Below are 14,190 nucleotides of genomic sequence, written 5' to 3' on the forward strand. Positions count from 1 at the left end.
AACAACATGACACGAACTACGAACTGGCGGAAGTTGGTCGTCGTCGCGGTAGTCGCGACGCTGTTCGTCGCCGGCCCCGCGGCCGCGGCGGCTGCGTCGTCGACGCCGCCCTCGCCACCGCACCGATTCTTCGGGACGGTCGAGGACGCGAACGGCGACGCTGTCGACGGGGCGGTCGTCGAGGTCGTCTACGACGGCGACGTCGTCGCTACCGACACGACCGACTCGGACGGGTACTACGACGTGCGCGTCTCCGAGGAGGACGTCGATCAGACCGAGGAGCGAACCGTGACTGTCACCGTGGGTGACCGCTCGACGACGTTCGAGTGGGAGTCCGCCGGGTCGACCGAGGCGAACTTCAGTCTCGGCTCGGCTGGCGGTGGCGGCGACACCGGCGGTGACGACGGCGACTCCGGAAGCGGTGGTGACGGCGACACCGGCGGCAGTGACGGTAACACTGGCGGCGGTGGTGACGGTGACACCGGTGGGTCTGGTAGTGACGACGGTTCCGACGACGGTCAGAACAACGCCGGCGGCGGCGGTGGCGCTGGTGGCGGTGGCGGCGGTGGCGGTGCTGGTGGTCAGGAAGACACGACCACGCAGACGCCGACCACGACCGCTCAGCCGACCACCCAGTCCACCGAGCAGACGACGGACGCGCCCACCACGTCGGACGACACGACGACGACGGACGGCACGCAGTCGACGGTCGACGACACGACCGACGACGCGACCACGTCCGAGGACGGCGACGAGAACCCGTCCGGTGACAGCGCCGACGACGGTTCGGGCGGCGGCGTGCCCGGCTTCGGCGTCGGTGTCGCACTCGTCGCGCTGCTGGCTGCCGCACTGTTGGCACTCCGCACCGAATAGCACGCGAACCACTCCGACGAATTCTCCTTCTTTTATCGCGCGAGTAGCCGCGGCGACGCGCAGGTCGTACCGCGGACAATCGACGGTGCTGGAGTGGTTAGGACAGGATTAATTATTTGTATACCGACGGTATATACCGTATCGCATGGAGCAGACTCGTCGAAACTTCATCAAGACGGCGGCGGCTGCCGCGGGGGGACTCGCAGTCGGCACGCACTCTGTCGTCGCGAACGGTACAGTCGAAGACCAGTATCTGGTAGACACGCGCTCGGCGAACTCGGACGCGTGGCGTGAGGACGTCGAAATCGTGGAGGAAGCGCCCGAACTCGGATTCGCGTCCGTACGAGGGAGCGAGAGCGCGCTCGCTGGCCTCGACTACGCCGCGGAAATCGAGTACGAGGTCGCGCCGCCGGGCCGCCCGGAAGAGGCGCCCGCGACCGAGAACGGGGACGCCACCGACCTCGCCGCACAGGACGTAGACGCGGGCGACGCCGATATCCCCGGGCCACATCCGCTTCAGTGGGACAAGAAGGCACAGGGCGTCGCGGAACTCCACGAGCAGGGCATCACCGGAGAGGGCGCCCGCATCGGCATCGTGGACGGCGGCATCGACCCCGACCACCCTGACCTCTCGGGGAACCTCCGGGAGGACCTCTCCGAGAACTACTCGGCGGCGCCCTCGACGGGCGTGCCGGAGGGAGGCTACCACGGGACGCACGTCGCCGGCATCGCGGCGGCGACGGGGGACAGCGCGGCAGACGGCGGCCCGTACGTCGTCGGGATGGCGCCCGAGGCGGAACTCGTCGACAAGAAGGTGTTCCCGTTCAAATCCAGTTCGTCGTTCCTGAACGCGATCCGGTCCGCCGTCGACGACGGCTGTGACGTGGTGAACATGAGCTTCGGTCCGGGGTCGCCGTACGGTCCGAGCGTCGAGTCCCACCTGAACGCCGAGGCGTACACGCGCGTCGGGAAGTACGCCCGCGACAACGGCACGCTCCTCGTGGAGTCCGCGGGGAACGCCGACGTGAACATCGACGCCACACCGGAACTCTCCACGAACACCGGAAAGGGGAGCCAGCCCGGCTACCTCTCGATTAGCGCGACCGGCCCGGCGACGGTGCCGAGTACGATTCCGGACTTCGGGAGCGTAGCGCCGACCACGGCGCCAGCGTACTACACGAGCTACGGCCCGGAGAGCGTCGACCTGAGTTCGCCCGGCGGGAACGTCCTGTTCACCGACTTCGACGGCGTCCTCAGCACGATGCCGCCCGAGAACCCCGGCGGCTTCGCCCGCATCGGCGACGGCGAGTACGGCGCCTACGGCACGCTCCACGGCACGAGCATGGCCGCGCCGAACGTCACCGGCGTCGCCGCGCTCCTCGCGGCGGAGAACCCCGACGCGACGCCCACGCAACTCAAGCAGACGCTCGAATCGACGGCACGAACAATCGATGAGGCGCCACCGGACATCTTCGAGGCGGCTGGCATCCCCGGCATCGGCTACTTCGAGTCGACGAACGACACGCTGTTCGGCGACTTCGAACTCGAAGACCCCTACTCGTCGAAGACCTACCGCGGTTCCGGCCACCTCGACACGGTCGCCGCCGTCTCGACGGGCATCCCCGACGCCATCGAGGGCGGCGTCGACGTGATGGGGGAGACGTACTATCCGGCTGACCCGGACGGAGACGGCAAGTACGAGGACGTGAACGGCGACGGCGTCGTCGACATGGACGACGTGGAACTCCTCTACCAGATGGCACTCCGGAACGTCGTGCCCGCCGACACGGCCGCGTTCGACTTCAACGGCGACGGTACGTTCGACATGTACGACGTGCAGGCGCTCGTCCGGCAGGTCGAGTGACGTAACGCGACGCCGTCGTTCTACTTCTTTCTCTCTGCTCTTGGAGAACGCACAAGTCACGGGGCTCCCTACGACGTCGCATGCGAGTTGCGGACGCGATGACGTCGCCGGTGGTGACGGTGCCGGCGGACGCGTCGCTGCGGAAGGCGGCGGACCGAATCTGCGAGGAGGATATCGGGAGCGTCGTCGTGACGCGTGACGGGAATCCGGCGGGCATCCTCACGGAGCGGGATTTCGTGGCGGCGGGCAGGGAGTACGACCGGGCGTTCGGCGAGATTCCGGTGTACGCGGCGGCGTCAGGGCCGCTGGTGACGGTGCGGCCGGACGCGTCGCTGCGGAAGGCGGCCCGCGAGATGAGCGAGGCGGGCGTGAAGCGCCTGCCGGTGGCCGACGGCATCGACCTCGTGGGAATCTTGACGGCGTCGGACCTGGTGGGGGTGGGGGAGTCACTGGATTCGGCGGCCAAGCGGTACGTGCAGGAGCGGGAGGACTGGCTGTCCTAGAGGTAGCCGAGGTCTTCGAGGTGGTCGTCGATGTCGAGCTGTTCGACTTCGTCGAGGGGGCGGCCGCGTTCGGGCATGAGCCGCTGGAGTTTCGCTTCGAGCGCGCTGTCCTCGATGCGCTGGAGTTCGCGGGGGTCGGCTTCGAGGTCGTAGAGTTCGGAATCCCAGTCGCGGTCGGGGTATTCGACGTACTTCGCGCCGTCGTATCGGATGGCGCGCGCCCAGTTCTTGTCGCCGTGGAGGGAGGCGCCGCAGGCGCGCATGTAGGCGGGGCGGTCGGCGACGCCGGGACGAATCGGGTCGCCGTCCACGTCGTTCTCGGGGCGGGCGTCGACGCCGAGCGCGTCTAAGAGGGTGGGGAACACGTCGACCTGTCGGAGTTGGGCGTCGACGCGCGCGGATTCGATGCCGGGGCCGGCGAGGACGAACGGGACGTTCGTGGTGAAGTCGTAGACGTTCTCGCCGTGGCCGTTCTCGAGGTAGTGGTCGGCGATGTCGGGGCCGCGGTCGGCCCACCGGCGGTTGAGTTTGCCGGCCCAGTTGCGGGTGTCGACGCCGCCGTAGTACCGGAGGGCGTCGCGGGCGGACTTCAGGAGGAGGCGGACGGGGCTGTTCCGGAAGGTGACGCTCTCGCCGTGGTCGCCGAGGAACGCGACGACGGTGTCGTCGGGCGCGGCGTCGACGAGCGCCTCGATTTCGCGGTCGAGCGCGGAGAGCGCGCGGCCGTACGGGGTCTCGCCGTACTCAGGGCTGTCGAACTCGCTGGGGACGCGGACGTCCTCGTGAATCTCCCAGAGGTGGACGAACGCGGCGAACGGTTCGGGCAGACTCTCGACCCTGCTGAGCCCTTCGGAGCGCCAGTCGCCGAACATATCGGCGTTCTCGGCCCGGTGGTCGTACTCGTCGAAGCCGCGGTCGAGACCCGTTTCCGGGAGGAGCGGCCCCGTCACCATCGCTTCGGTGTGGTAGCCCGCGTCGCCGAGCACTTCGGCGAGTGGGTCGACGTCCGGCGAGAGCGTGCCGTGGCGCAGGGACTGCACGCCGTTGCGCTCGTTGTAGGTGCCCGTGAGCAGGCTCGCCATCGCGGGCGTGGTGGTGGTCGTCGTCGAGTAGAGGTTCGAGCAGTCCATGCCGCGCTCCCGGAGGCCGTCGAGGAACGGGGTGTCGGTGCGGTCGCTTCGCACGAAGTCGTCGCGCAGGCAGTCCACGCAGACGACGAGTAGATTCGGCGTGTCGGTCATGTCTTGTAGCCGAGACTCTCCAGTCGCTCGTCCACGACGTCCGCGTCGGTCTCGTCGGTCGCGGGCGCCGCGCCGTCGCCGGGGTCGCGGGTCTGTTCGTCGGTCGCCGAGGTCACGCACCACGGCACCTCGCGGAGCGCGGGGATGTCGACGCCGCCGGGGTGGCCGTAGATGTGGTGCTCGCCGAACGCGTTGCCGTGGTCGGCCGTGAGCACGGCGGTGTCGGCGTCGACGTTCGAGAGGAGTAGTTCCACGTCTTCGAGGACGGCTTCGAGGTTGCGCTCGTAGTCCGCCCACACGTCGGCCTCACTGCGCTTGCCGAACCGGAGTTCCTCCCAGACGGACATCGGCTGGTCGCCCCAGTCGTCGAGCGCGATGCCGTCGTCGTCCCCGAACACGGTCGGGAAGTGCGGCTGCATGTAGTGGACGACGAGGCGCTCGGTGTCGGCCTCGCGGCCCGCGCGAATCGCGGCGTCGGTCAGCGGACGGGGCGGAATCGTGCCGGTGTCGTCGTCCCACGCGTGCTTCCAGACCTCGTCTACGTACCCGAACCGGTCGGTGTCGATGGTCCGAGTGGTGTAGGGGTTCCCGGTGACGTACGCGACGTCCGCGAGTTCGTCGTCGGTCGCCGCCCCGAAGACGGATTCGAGCCACTCCGTGGACGTGCTCGCGGGCGACGTGGCGGTGTCGCCGACGTCGAAGGAGTAGTCGCCGTCGCCGACGACGTCCGCGAACACGTCGGCGCGACACGCGTCGAGCACGACGAGGAGGTCCCAGTCGGCGTCCAGCACCGGGTCAGGGTCCGTCCGCGAACCCACCGCGTAGTAGGTGCGGGAGACGAACTCGCGGACCGCGTCCAATCCGGCGTACCGGAGACTGCGGACGGCCGCCGCGAGGTCGGACATCACGCGTCCCCCCGGCGCGGCGCGTAGCGGTCGTTCACGCCACCGGAATCGGTCGGCGGCTACAAGACTGCTACGGAACCGCCGCGTCAGTCGCCGGCGAGCGCGCCGAACTCGTGGTCGCCCGAGACGGCGACGTTCCCCCGACGGACGGCGGTGTCGCCGGCGAGGTGGGCTCGCGCCGCCGCGACGAGCGCGTCGGCTTCGAGTGGCTGGCCGCGCGCTCGCACGTCCTCGACGGTGGCCTCCGGCGGCACCTCGAAGGCGCGCTGGGTGAGAATCGGGCCCTGGTCGAGGTCGGTGGTGACGTAGTGGGCGGTGACGCCGGCGACCCGGACGCCCGCCTCGACGGCCTGCCGGTAGGCCTGGGCGCCGGGGAACGCCGGCAGCAGGCTCGGGTGGACGTTGACGATGCGGCCCGCGTACCGGAACACCACGTCCGGGCTGAGGATGCGCATGTAGCGCGCGAGCAACACGAGGTCCACGTCGTACTCGTCTAGGAGGTCGAGCAGGCGGTCCTCGTCGGGCTTGCCGGAGTCGTCGCCCACGTCGTAGAACGGGACGCCGTGCTCGTCGGCGATGGCTTCGAGGTCGTCGTGGTTCCCGACGACGACGCGAATCTCCGCCGAGAGGTCCGCGTCGAGGAGCGCGCGCAGGCAGTGGTCCTCTTTCGTCACGAGGACGGCGACGCCCTCGTCGCGCTCGTCGGGGAAGCGCACGCGCACGTCCACGCCGAGGTCGTCGCCGAGGACGGCGAGCGCGGCGCGCAGTTCCTCGCGCTCCGCGTCCGTGGCCGGGCCGTCGCTGTCAGGAGCGACGTCAGCATGAAGGGTCATCCGGAAGACGCCGTCGCGGACGGTCTGCTCGATGTCCTCGACGTTCGCGTCGCGCTCGAACAGCAGTCCCGTGACGCCCGCGACGATGCCGGTGCGGTCGGCTCCGACCACCGTGATTTCGGTGTGGTCGTCGCGCGTCGCTGCGCCCGTGGGCTGCCGTTCGCTGGGCATACCACCGGAGACGGCGCGAGCGCGGATAAGCCGCGCCCCTCGCGCAACGTCTGCCGATGCACGTTCGTGTATCTTCGCACGTTTCCAAAAGAGTCTTTGACCACGGTCGCCCACAACTACGCGATGACCGCGTACACCGCGACGGTGACGGTCCGACTCAAGCGGGGCGTCCTCGACCCCGAAGCCGAGACCACCCAGCGCGCGCTCGAACGCCTCGGGTTCGAACTCGCGGACCTCCGCTCCGCGGACCGCTTCGAGATAGACCTCGACGCCGACGACGCCGACGCCGCCGCCGACCGCGCCGGCGAGATGGCCGACCGACTGCTCGCGAACCCGACCGTCCACGACTACGACGTCGCGGTCGAACAGCGAGAATGACTTCCGAAAGACAGTCCTGCTCGCTGCGCTCCGCGGGCTGTGACTTTCGACGTCACACTCGCCACCGGGGGTGGCTCGCGTGACGGTATCGGTCGTCCGCTTCGGCGGGTCGAACTGCGACCGGGACGCCGTCCGCGCGCTCGAATCCGTCGGCGCGGACGCCCAACTCGTCTGGCACGAGGACGGCCTCCCCGAGGACACCACGGGCGTCGTCCTGCCCGGGGGCTTCTCGTACGGCGACTACCTGCGCGCCGGCGCGATGGCCGCCCAGTCCCCGATTCTCGACGACGTGCGCGAGGCCGCCGGCGACGGCGTGCCCGTGCTCGGCGTCTGCAACGGCGCGCAAATCGGCTGCGAGGCCGGCCTGACGCCGGGCGCGTTCACGACGAACGCGAGCGCTCGCTTCCAGTGCGAGCGCGTCCACCTGCGCGTCGAGAACGCCGACACGCCGTGGACCGCGGCCTACGACGAGGGCGACGTCATCGAACTCCCAATCGCGCACGGCGAGGGGCGCTTCGAGGTCGCCGAGCCCGCCTACGACGACCTCGTCGAGTCCGACCGCGTCCTGTTCCGGTACTGCGACGCCGACGGCGACGTCACCGACGACGCGAACCCGAACGGCTCCCGTGGCGCGGTCGCGGGCGTCCTCGGCGAGCGCGAGACGGTCGCCGTGATGATGCCCCACCCCGAGCGCGCGACGCTCCCGGAACTCGGCCTGACCGACGGCCGCGGCGTCCTCGGCGCGTTCGCGTAGCTACTCCTCGATTCTCTGCCCCCAGAAGCCGCCGTGCTTGGTGACGGTCACGTCCCCCCGCACGCGAACCTGACACGCCAGTCGCAGGCCGCTGTCGGCGTCGTGGGGCGGGAAGGAGAGTCGCCGCCGCTCTCCGCTCGTCGGTTCGCTCACGTCGCCCTCGACTTCGACGGCACACGTCCCGCAGGTCGCCATCCCGTGGCAGTTCAGGGTGTCCGAGAGCCCGTTGTGGGGCGTCTCGCCCGCCTCCTTCAGGGCGTCCCGCAGCGTCGCACCCGTCTCGCACTCGATGTCGCGGCCCTCGTAGTGTATCGTCGGCATACCGCACGGTAGGGGCGCCAGTGCCCTACCGATTTCCCCGCGCGACGACTCGCCGCCGGGGAAACCACGATACGGCCGGCGCTCCTACTCGGCCACGTGGACGAACCACAGCCAGCCGAGGAGTGGCCCGACCGCCCGCTCTCCGAGGCCGAGGCACGCGACCTCCGCGAGGGCGACGTGCGCGCGGTCTGGGTGATGGACCACGAGGAGAGCGTCCGGTCGGCGGTCCTCCCCGACGACGCACCGGACGACGCGGTCGTCGACGTCGTGCTCGAGACCGAGGACGCCTTCGAGATGTACAGCTACACGGGCGGCCGGTGGATGAACTACGGAACCCAGCGGCGAGACGACGAGGACGCACCGTCGATGGCGGGCACCCTCGAATCCTATCGCGTGCTCGCCGGCGAGTCGGCGGGCTTCTGAGTCCTACTTCGGCACCCAGACGAGCGGGTGGTTCCGCCACATCCACGGCTCCTCCGGCTCGTCGACGACCGACCAGAAGCTCCGCGGCCACGTCCCGAGCGCGTCGTGGATGGCGTCGTAGGACAGCGTGCTCTCGCCGTCCAAGAGGAGGCTGAAGCGCTCTTCGTGGCGCTCCGGGTCGAAGTCGTCGTCTGGCGGGTTCTGGATGGCGGCGCGGTAGTGCGAGCGCGCGAGGTCGTTCGTGTACGCGAGCACGAGCGTGCCGCCGGGCGCGACGGCGTCGTACAGCGACCGGAGCGCGCGCTCGGAGTCGGCGACGTAACAGAGCGTGTGACAGCAGACGACGAGGTCGAACTGCCTGCCCGGGTCGAACTCCGGGAGGACGCCGCGCTCGAACGCGGCGTTCGCGACGCCCTCGCTGGCGGCGCGCTCGCGGTTCTCTGCGACGACGGAGCCGGCGGCGTCGTATCCGAACACCTCGGTCTCGGGGTGGCGCTCGGCGAGCGCGAACGCGACCGGGCCGGGGCCACAGCCCACGTCGGCGACGGAGTCGGGGGCGCCGCGCTCGCTCAAGAACGCGGGCAGCAGGTCGACGACGTGTGCCGTCGCGGGCGTCGCGCCGTCGCGTTCGTCCGCGTCGGCGTCTCGCCAGAATGCGTTCCAGTCGATGGTGTCGGGGTGGGTGGCGTCAGTCATGCTCGAAGGGCGTCGAGGGCGTCCAGCGCGGCGGTCCACGAGTCGCGGTCGGCGTCGGCGGTGCCGGCGGGCGTGCCGCCGTGGACGACGTCCGGGCCGTCTTCGGTCTCTGCGACGGCGCGCTCGGTTGTCGGGTGGTACGGGACGAAAAACGAGTGCCCGGCGTCGGGGAAGTGGTGGTGGGTCGCGTTCCCGGGAGCGTCGGTCATCGCGTTCGCGACTTCTTCCGCCATCTCGCCGGCGTGCCAGACGCCGTCGTCGCCGCCCGAGACGAGCACTACGTCGGCCGCGATTTCCTCGACCGGGAGACGGACGCTTTCGAGCGCGCCGTCGGGCGCGTGTTCGACGAACGCCTCGAACAGCGGTCGGTGACGGAGGCCGCGGTCTGTCTCCTCGGGTCGGCCGTCCGGACCCGGATGCGGGAGCACCGGGAGCGCGTCGCCGTCCACGCGCCACGCCGACGGCGGCGGGCCCTCGCCGTCCTGCTCGCCGAACCACGCGTACGCGCTCGGGGCGTACGCCACGACGACGCCCACGCCGTCGCGCTCGGCGGCCGTCAGAAACGCGAGTTCGGTGCCACGCGACGCGCCAATCACGCCCACGTCGCCCGCCGCCACGTCGTCGCGGGCGTGGAGGAAGTCGATGGCGCCGCCGACGTACGAGACCGGCACTTCGGCGAACGGCTCTGGGACGGGGTCGGGGCCGCCGAAGTACCGGAGCGCGAGCACGACGAAGCCGCGGGCGGCGAGTGCGCGGGCTTTCCGACCGGCGGGTTCGCCGCCGGAGCCGTGGAGCGCGAGGACGCCCGGGTGCGGGCCGTCGCCCGCGGGGACGTAGCAGTCGCCCGCGAGGCCCTCGGTCTCGGGGTCGAGAGGGACGCGCTCGACGCCGGGGGCGACGCGGCGCGCGACCGCGATTTCCGCGACGGCTTCGCCGTCGACGCGCGCGGTCAGTTCGAGTTGGGTGGTGTCGGTGCCGGTGCGCGTGTCGACGGGCGCGTCGCCGACGCGCTCGGCGAACTGCACGAGGCCCATCGGGCGCACGTCGTCGTAGGCGCCGGCGACGGGGGCATCCGAGGTGAGGTCGATTCGGCCGTCGGTGTCGGCTTCGAAGGTAGCGTCGCTCGCCCACTGGGTGCCGAGGTCGGCGAAGCGCGCGTTGATTGTGATGCGCTGGTCGGGCGCGAACCCCGACGCGGTGATGGAGAGCCGGTCGTCGATGCGGGGGTCGGTGGGGGTGACGTTCAGGGTGGGTTCGCTGGCGGTGCCGTCGGCTGGAGGCGTGTCTGTCATGATGGCGTCGTGACTGCTCGCGGTGCGGTCGATGGCGGTGCGCCCGGCGTCTGGGTGGATTGCGGCCCGCGACCGAATTCTGGGGGTTCGGGCGCGGAGAAGTGTCTACGGGGAACTGATAGAAAAGAACGACGATTTAATTTCGTCTAACTCCTTGCTTAATTATTCTCGCTCTGGGGACTTAGGCGTTTTCCCGAGCGAACTGACAGGTCACTCGGCGAGCGGCAGATTGTAGCCGGTCTCCCGTTCGACGACCGCCTCGTGGGTCGCCTCGCACTCGCAGGTCACTTCGCCGAACACCGACGGGTCCTGCCGCAGGTCGAAGTCCTTGATGGCCTCCTGCACGAGGTCGTCACAGTCCCCGCAGTTGTGCGGGCCGCGGTCGCTCCCGTGCCCGACGGGGTCCGAGACGACGATGCAGTCCACGTCCGCCGTCGACTCAAGCACCTCGGCGACCGACCAGAGCCACGGCGGCCGGTAGCCGCCCCGGAAGTGGAGTTGGTCGACCATCGTGTACCGCTGGACGTTCGTCGGATTCATCGACACCGTGTGACAGCCCTCGACGTCGGCACACCGGCGAATCGAGGACTCCATGTCCGAGATGGCCTCGGACTCCGAGAGGAACGGCGGCTTCATCAGCAGGTACGCCTTCACGCCCGCGTCCGCTTCGCGTGCCTCCGCGCACGCGGCCTCGAAGTCGCTGAAGTCGAAGTACTTGTTCACGCAGTCGTGGCGCACGCGGTCGGTCGCCGTTTCGAGGCCGACGGCCACGTCCGTCTCCAGTCCCACGCCCGTGAAGTCCCCGAGTTTCTCGCGGTCCACGAAGTCCGGCAGGCTCTCCACGACGATGCGCTCGCGGTCCGCGAACGCCTCCGCGATGGCCTGTCGCGTCTCCGCCGGCACCTCGCGCTCGTCGAGGAACGACCCGCTCGTGTAAATCTTCACGAGGCCGGACTGCTCGTCGGCCTCCTCGCGTTCGTGTTCCAGGCACTCGTCGACTTGCGCCATCAGGTCCTCGTGGGCCACGGACCCGCCCTCGACGGACTCCGCGACGTACCCGCACATCGTACAGCCGCCCGCCCGCGCCCACCGACACCCGCCCGTGTTCAGAATGATAGTGAGGCTCTGGTAGACGCCGTCCGGCGTGTTGTCCTCGTCTATCCACACCCGCGTCGGCTCCCGCGGGTCGTAATCCTTCGACCCCTTCTCCGCCCGCAGTTCCCGCATCACCTGATTGTGGGCGTCCATCCCGCGCCCCCGCTCGTAGACCTCCGCGCTCGGCTCGCTCATTGCCCGAGTGAAACCGTCGTGCGCGTAAAGCCGCTTCGTCTAGGGCGTCGTGCTCCTGTCGGCGCCGCCGCTTCTGCCTCCTGAAAGCCCTCGGCGCGCTCGGCTCCCGCCGGTCGCTGCGCTCCTCGTCGTTCGCTTCCTCACTCCTGCGGTGCTAGCTTCCCGGGGGTTCGCCGAGTGGGCGGCTTCGCCGCCACGCGCGCCTCGCCCTTTCAATCCGCCAGGCCGCCGTTCGTCCAGTCGGCGACGAGCGCGTTCAAAGCGACACCTGCCACCGCTCCTGCGAGATTGGCGAGCGCGTCCAGCGCGCTGGCGTGGCGGCCCACGGCTGGCTGGACGAGTTCGACGCCCGCACCGACGGCGGCGACGCCGAGCGCGACGAGGACGAGCGTCCGCGGTGCGCTGCCGTCCACGCTGCTCGCGGCGGCATACGCGACGACGGCGTAGCCGGCGGCGTGCAGGAGTTTGTCCGCGCCCGCTGGCAGACTGCTCGCCGCGCCGCCCGCCCCCGACGCCGGGAGGAGCGAGGCACCGACGACTGCGGCGAGCGCGACGGCCGCGGCGACGCGATGGGCCTTCACGTCGCCGTCTGCGCGCGCCGGCGTGAAACGCGCTGCGGTCGCGCTCGGGTTAGTCAGCCCGTGTTTCGGCGGTTCCGTGGTGGACGTTACCTAATCTCGGCATAACAAACCGTCGCGTCGCCGTCCGTCACACTATGTCGTCCGTACAACAGTTCGTCGTGGCACAACAGAGCGTCCAGAGCGCGCTCCGGGAGGCGGTCAACGAGGCCATCGCGTTCCTCCCGAACCTCCTCGGCGCCGTCGTCGTGCTCGTCGTCGGGTGGCTGGTCGGCCGCGTCGTCGGGCGGGCGGTGCGTCGCGTCGCGAACGCAGCGGGCCTCGACGAACGCATCGAGGGCAGCAGCGTCGACCGCTTCCTCGGGCGCGAGGAGCGCGCCGGCGCGAAGACGCTGGGCAGACTCGCGGCGTGGTACGTCTACCTCGTCACCGTGCTCGCCGCGGCGAACGTCCTCGCCATCGACACGCTCTCCGAGTGGCTGTCGACGGCGGTGTCCTACCTGCCCGCGTTCCTCGCCGGCATCGTGCTCATCGTCGTCGGGTTCGTGCTCGCGGACTTCGTCGCGGACGTCGTCGCGCGCACCGAGACCGTCACCGGCACCGGCTACACCGACGTGTTCGCGGACGGCCTGCGGGTGTTCCTCTACTTCGTCGCGCTCGTCATCGGCCTCGACACGATGGGCGTCGACGTCGCCATCCTCTACGTGTTCGCGCAGGCCGCGGCGTGGGGCGTCGCCGCTGCCATCGCGCTCGCCGCCGGCATCGCGTTCGGCTGGGGCGGGAAGGACTACGTCCAGAACAACATCGCCGACTGGACCGGGAGCGTCACCGGGCCGTCCGGGGGCGCGGCCGGCGCGCAGGCCGACGACGCCGACGACGACTGACTACTCGAACGCGTCGAGTGCCTCGTCGAGCGCGGGCGCGTCGAACCACTCGTGGTCGGTGTACCGGTTCGCGCCCGCGGCGTACACGTCGGACGCGGCCTGCACGAGTTCGTCGGAGAGCGGGTCCGGTGACGCCTCGCAGAGCGCGCGCCAGTCCGCGACGCCGCGCTCGTCGGCCTCGCGCTTCGCCGCGCTCACGGCCTCGACCCACTCGGGGTCGGTGCGCTTGTAGTACTGCCGGACGACCTCCTTGGAGACCTCGCGGCCCTCGAACGCGAAGCGGTTCTCGTCGAACGTTCCGAGCACGTCCGCGACGCGCAGGTCGCCGTCGGCGTAGAGGCACTCGATTTTGCCGTCCTCGTGGACGAACCCGGCGCGCTCGGCGCGCTCGGTGACGACGCGGTTCACGTCCCGGGCGAGCGTTTCGAGGGCGTCGATGCTCGCCGTCCCGGCGATGCGGTCGGCCTCCTCGCGGGTGAGATAGCGGTCCTGTTCCTCGTACTTCGTGGAGAACTCGACGACCGGCTCCGGGAGGTCGATTGGTTCGTCGGGCCACGAGTCGAAGTCGAGGCCGAACTCCGCGGGGTCGCGGCGGGAGCGCAGACTCGACCCGACGGGGACGCTGTTCCGGAACACGACTTCGAGGGGGACGAGGTAGTTCTCGCCGCCCGCCTCGTGGAACGCGTCGTAGTCGTACGAGCCGTCCGCGAACGGGAGGTCGGGAACCTGCGTGAGCGCGACGACCATCTCGGTCGGCGCCTCCTGGGCGTCCGCGAGCGAGACCGTCTCTCCGTTCTCCGCTCGCGGGTCGGTTTCCTCCCCGCTCGCGCGTCTGGCGGAGCGTGGCTCCGCCCGGACCCCGAGATAATGCGTGGGCACGCCCTCGGCTTCGAGGAGTTCGAAGTTGTACGCGCCCATCGTACAGAGGCTCGCGCCCTTCCGCGGAATCAGGTCGGGCATCTCGCCCCAGTCGAAGACGGAGTACCGGTCGCTGAACTCGAAGACGCCGCGACCGAGGTCGGCGCGCGTGGCGCCCGACTCCACCCGCAGGTCCTTGACGCTCTGCATGTGGGTACCGGCGGGACCGACCACCATGAATCTTTCACTCCCGTGCCCACAACCCCACCGCTTCGACTGGAGATGTACAAATTCGTGGTGTGTATCCGGGGTTTCTCCGCTGTGGC

At 70.1% G+C, this 14,190-nt stretch carries 16 protein-coding genes; 7 read left to right on the forward strand and 9 right to left on the reverse strand.

All coding sequences use genetic code 11. From position 1 onward, the window contains the following. Positions 1-6: 6 nt before the first annotated feature. From LT972_RS01635 to LT972_RS01645, 3 genes are all read left to right on the forward strand, one after another. Entirely contained in the window at positions 7-873 is an 867-nt protein-coding gene (locus LT972_RS01635) for a carboxypeptidase-like regulatory domain-containing protein (protein WP_232571453.1), read from the forward strand. A gap of 145 nt (positions 874-1,018) precedes the next feature. Continuing rightward, on the forward strand, positions 1,019-2,737 hold the full coding sequence (locus tag LT972_RS01640; protein WP_232571454.1) for a S8 family serine peptidase: 1,719 nt from the start codon (positions 1,019-1,021) through the stop codon (positions 2,735-2,737). An 80-nt stretch (positions 2,738-2,817) separates the two neighbouring features. Continuing rightward, on the forward strand, positions 2,818-3,240 hold the full coding sequence (locus tag LT972_RS01645) for a CBS domain-containing protein (protein ID WP_232571455.1): 423 nt from the start codon (positions 2,818-2,820) through the stop codon (positions 3,238-3,240). Here LT972_RS01645 and LT972_RS01650 read toward each other — a convergent pair. From LT972_RS01650 to LT972_RS01660, 3 genes are all read right to left on the reverse strand, one after another. Beyond that, a complete protein-coding gene (locus LT972_RS01650) occupies positions 3,237-4,481 on the reverse strand; it encodes a sulfatase-like hydrolase/transferase (protein WP_232571456.1) in 1,245 nt (414 codons plus the stop codon). The two genes, LT972_RS01645 and LT972_RS01650, sit on opposite strands and share 4 nt — an antisense overlap. Then, positions 4,478-5,386 carry an alkaline phosphatase family protein gene (locus LT972_RS01655; RefSeq protein WP_232571457.1) on the reverse strand — a complete coding sequence of 303 codons (909 nt, stop codon included), beginning with the start codon at positions 5,384-5,386 and terminating at the stop codon, positions 4,478-4,480. The genes LT972_RS01650 and LT972_RS01655 overlap by 4 nt, the downstream gene beginning before the upstream one ends. An 86-nt stretch (positions 5,387-5,472) precedes the next feature. Further along, positions 5,473-6,390, reverse strand: coding sequence for a formyltetrahydrofolate deformylase (locus tag LT972_RS01660; RefSeq protein ID WP_232571458.1), 918 nt, complete (start codon positions 6,388-6,390; stop codon positions 5,473-5,475). A 123-nt stretch (positions 6,391-6,513) separates the two neighbouring features. On the opposite strand from LT972_RS01660, the gene purS reads away from it, so the two are divergent. Next, entirely contained in the window at positions 6,514-6,768 is a 255-nt protein-coding gene (purS, locus tag LT972_RS01665; RefSeq protein WP_232571459.1) for a phosphoribosylformylglycinamidine synthase subunit PurS, read from the forward strand. 79 nt (positions 6,769-6,847) lie between these two features. Beyond that, positions 6,848-7,522 (forward strand): phosphoribosylformylglycinamidine synthase I, encoded by a 675-nt coding sequence (gene purQ, locus LT972_RS01670; RefSeq protein ID WP_232571460.1) that lies wholly within the window; start codon positions 6,848-6,850, stop codon positions 7,520-7,522. Here purQ and LT972_RS01675 read toward each other — a convergent pair whose 3' ends face one another. Further along, positions 7,523-7,843, reverse strand: coding sequence for a 2Fe-2S iron-sulfur cluster-binding protein (locus LT972_RS01675; RefSeq protein WP_232571461.1), 321 nt, complete (start codon positions 7,841-7,843; stop codon positions 7,523-7,525). Positions 7,844-7,939: 96 nt separating this feature from the next. Here LT972_RS01675 and LT972_RS01680 point away from each other — a divergent pair, with 96 nt between their 5' ends. After that, on the forward strand, positions 7,940-8,266 hold the full coding sequence (locus LT972_RS01680) for a hypothetical protein (RefSeq protein ID WP_232571462.1): 327 nt from the start codon (positions 7,940-7,942) through the stop codon (positions 8,264-8,266). 3 nt (positions 8,267-8,269) lie between these two features. Here the strand turns inward: LT972_RS01680 and LT972_RS01685 are convergent, their stop codons facing one another. The 4 genes from LT972_RS01685 to LT972_RS01700 all read right to left on the reverse strand — a co-directional run bounded on the left by LT972_RS01685 (position 8,270) and on the right by LT972_RS01700 (position 12,125). After that, positions 8,270-8,962, reverse strand: a complete 693-nt coding sequence (locus tag LT972_RS01685; protein WP_232571463.1) for a class I SAM-dependent methyltransferase — start codon at positions 8,960-8,962, stop codon at positions 8,270-8,272. Beyond that, complete coding sequence (locus LT972_RS01690; RefSeq protein WP_232571464.1) at positions 8,959-10,254, reverse strand: acyl-CoA thioesterase/bile acid-CoA:amino acid N-acyltransferase family protein; 1,296 nt, start codon at positions 10,252-10,254, stop codon at positions 8,959-8,961. The genes LT972_RS01685 and LT972_RS01690 overlap by 4 nt, the downstream gene beginning before the upstream one ends. A gap of 210 nt (positions 10,255-10,464) precedes the next feature. Further along, positions 10,465-11,544, reverse strand: coding sequence for an archaeosine biosynthesis radical SAM protein RaSEA (locus LT972_RS01695; protein WP_232571465.1), 1,080 nt, complete (start codon positions 11,542-11,544; stop codon positions 10,465-10,467). 212 nt (positions 11,545-11,756) lie between these two features. After that, complete coding sequence (locus LT972_RS01700) at positions 11,757-12,125, reverse strand: VanZ family protein (RefSeq protein ID WP_232571466.1); 369 nt, start codon at positions 12,123-12,125, stop codon at positions 11,757-11,759. A 134-nt stretch (positions 12,126-12,259) separates the two neighbouring features. Here LT972_RS01700 and LT972_RS01705 point away from each other — a divergent pair, with 134 nt between their 5' ends. After that, positions 12,260-13,006: a mechanosensitive ion channel family protein gene (locus LT972_RS01705; protein WP_232571467.1), complete on the forward strand. Its 747-nt coding sequence runs from the start codon at positions 12,260-12,262 to the stop codon at positions 13,004-13,006. On the opposite strand, the gene LT972_RS01710 is transcribed toward LT972_RS01705, so the two are convergent. Further along, positions 13,007-14,074: a phosphoribosylaminoimidazolesuccinocarboxamide synthase gene (locus tag LT972_RS01710; protein WP_232571468.1), complete on the reverse strand. Its 1,068-nt coding sequence runs from the start codon at positions 14,072-14,074 to the stop codon at positions 13,007-13,009. Positions 14,075-14,190 lie beyond the last annotated feature (116 nt).

It is taken from the genome of Halobacterium litoreum, assembly GCF_021233415.1.
Classification (GTDB): domain Archaea; phylum Halobacteriota; class Halobacteria; order Halobacteriales; family Halobacteriaceae; genus Halobacterium; species Halobacterium litoreum.

Excerpts from the sequence above, each read along its gene's own strand:
- LT972_RS01695 (WP_232571465.1), bottom strand. The coding sequence starts at position 11,544 with ATGAGCGAGCCGAGCGCGGAGGTCTACGAGCGGGGGCGCGGGATGGAC.
- LT972_RS01635 (WP_232571453.1), top strand. The coding sequence starts at position 7 with ATGACACGAACTACGAACTGGCGGAAGTTGGTCGTCGTCGCGGTAGTC.
- LT972_RS01705 (WP_232571467.1), top strand. The coding sequence starts at position 12,260 with ATGTCGTCCGTACAACAGTTCGTCGTGGCACAACAGAGCGTCCAGAGC.
- LT972_RS01685 (WP_232571463.1), bottom strand. The coding sequence starts at position 8,962 with ATGACTGACGCCACCCACCCCGACACCATCGACTGGAACGCATTCTGG.
- LT972_RS01690 (WP_232571464.1), bottom strand. The coding sequence starts at position 10,254 with ATGACAGACACGCCTCCAGCCGACGGCACCGCCAGCGAACCCACCCTG.
- LT972_RS01640 (WP_232571454.1), top strand. The coding sequence starts at position 1,019 with ATGGAGCAGACTCGTCGAAACTTCATCAAGACGGCGGCGGCTGCCGCG.
- LT972_RS01710 (WP_232571468.1), bottom strand. The coding sequence starts at position 14,074 with ATGCAGAGCGTCAAGGACCTGCGGGTGGAGTCGGGCGCCACGCGCGCC.
- LT972_RS01645 (WP_232571455.1), top strand. The coding sequence starts at position 2,818 with ATGCGAGTTGCGGACGCGATGACGTCGCCGGTGGTGACGGTGCCGGCG.
- LT972_RS01660 (WP_232571458.1), bottom strand. The coding sequence starts at position 6,390 with ATGCCCAGCGAACGGCAGCCCACGGGCGCAGCGACGCGCGACGACCAC.
- purS (WP_232571459.1), top strand. The coding sequence starts at position 6,514 with ATGACCGCGTACACCGCGACGGTGACGGTCCGACTCAAGCGGGGCGTC.
- LT972_RS01675 (WP_232571461.1), bottom strand. The coding sequence starts at position 7,843 with ATGCCGACGATACACTACGAGGGCCGCGACATCGAGTGCGAGACGGGT.
- LT972_RS01655 (WP_232571457.1), bottom strand. The coding sequence starts at position 5,386 with ATGTCCGACCTCGCGGCGGCCGTCCGCAGTCTCCGGTACGCCGGATTG.
- LT972_RS01650 (WP_232571456.1), bottom strand. The coding sequence starts at position 4,481 with ATGACCGACACGCCGAATCTACTCGTCGTCTGCGTGGACTGCCTGCGC.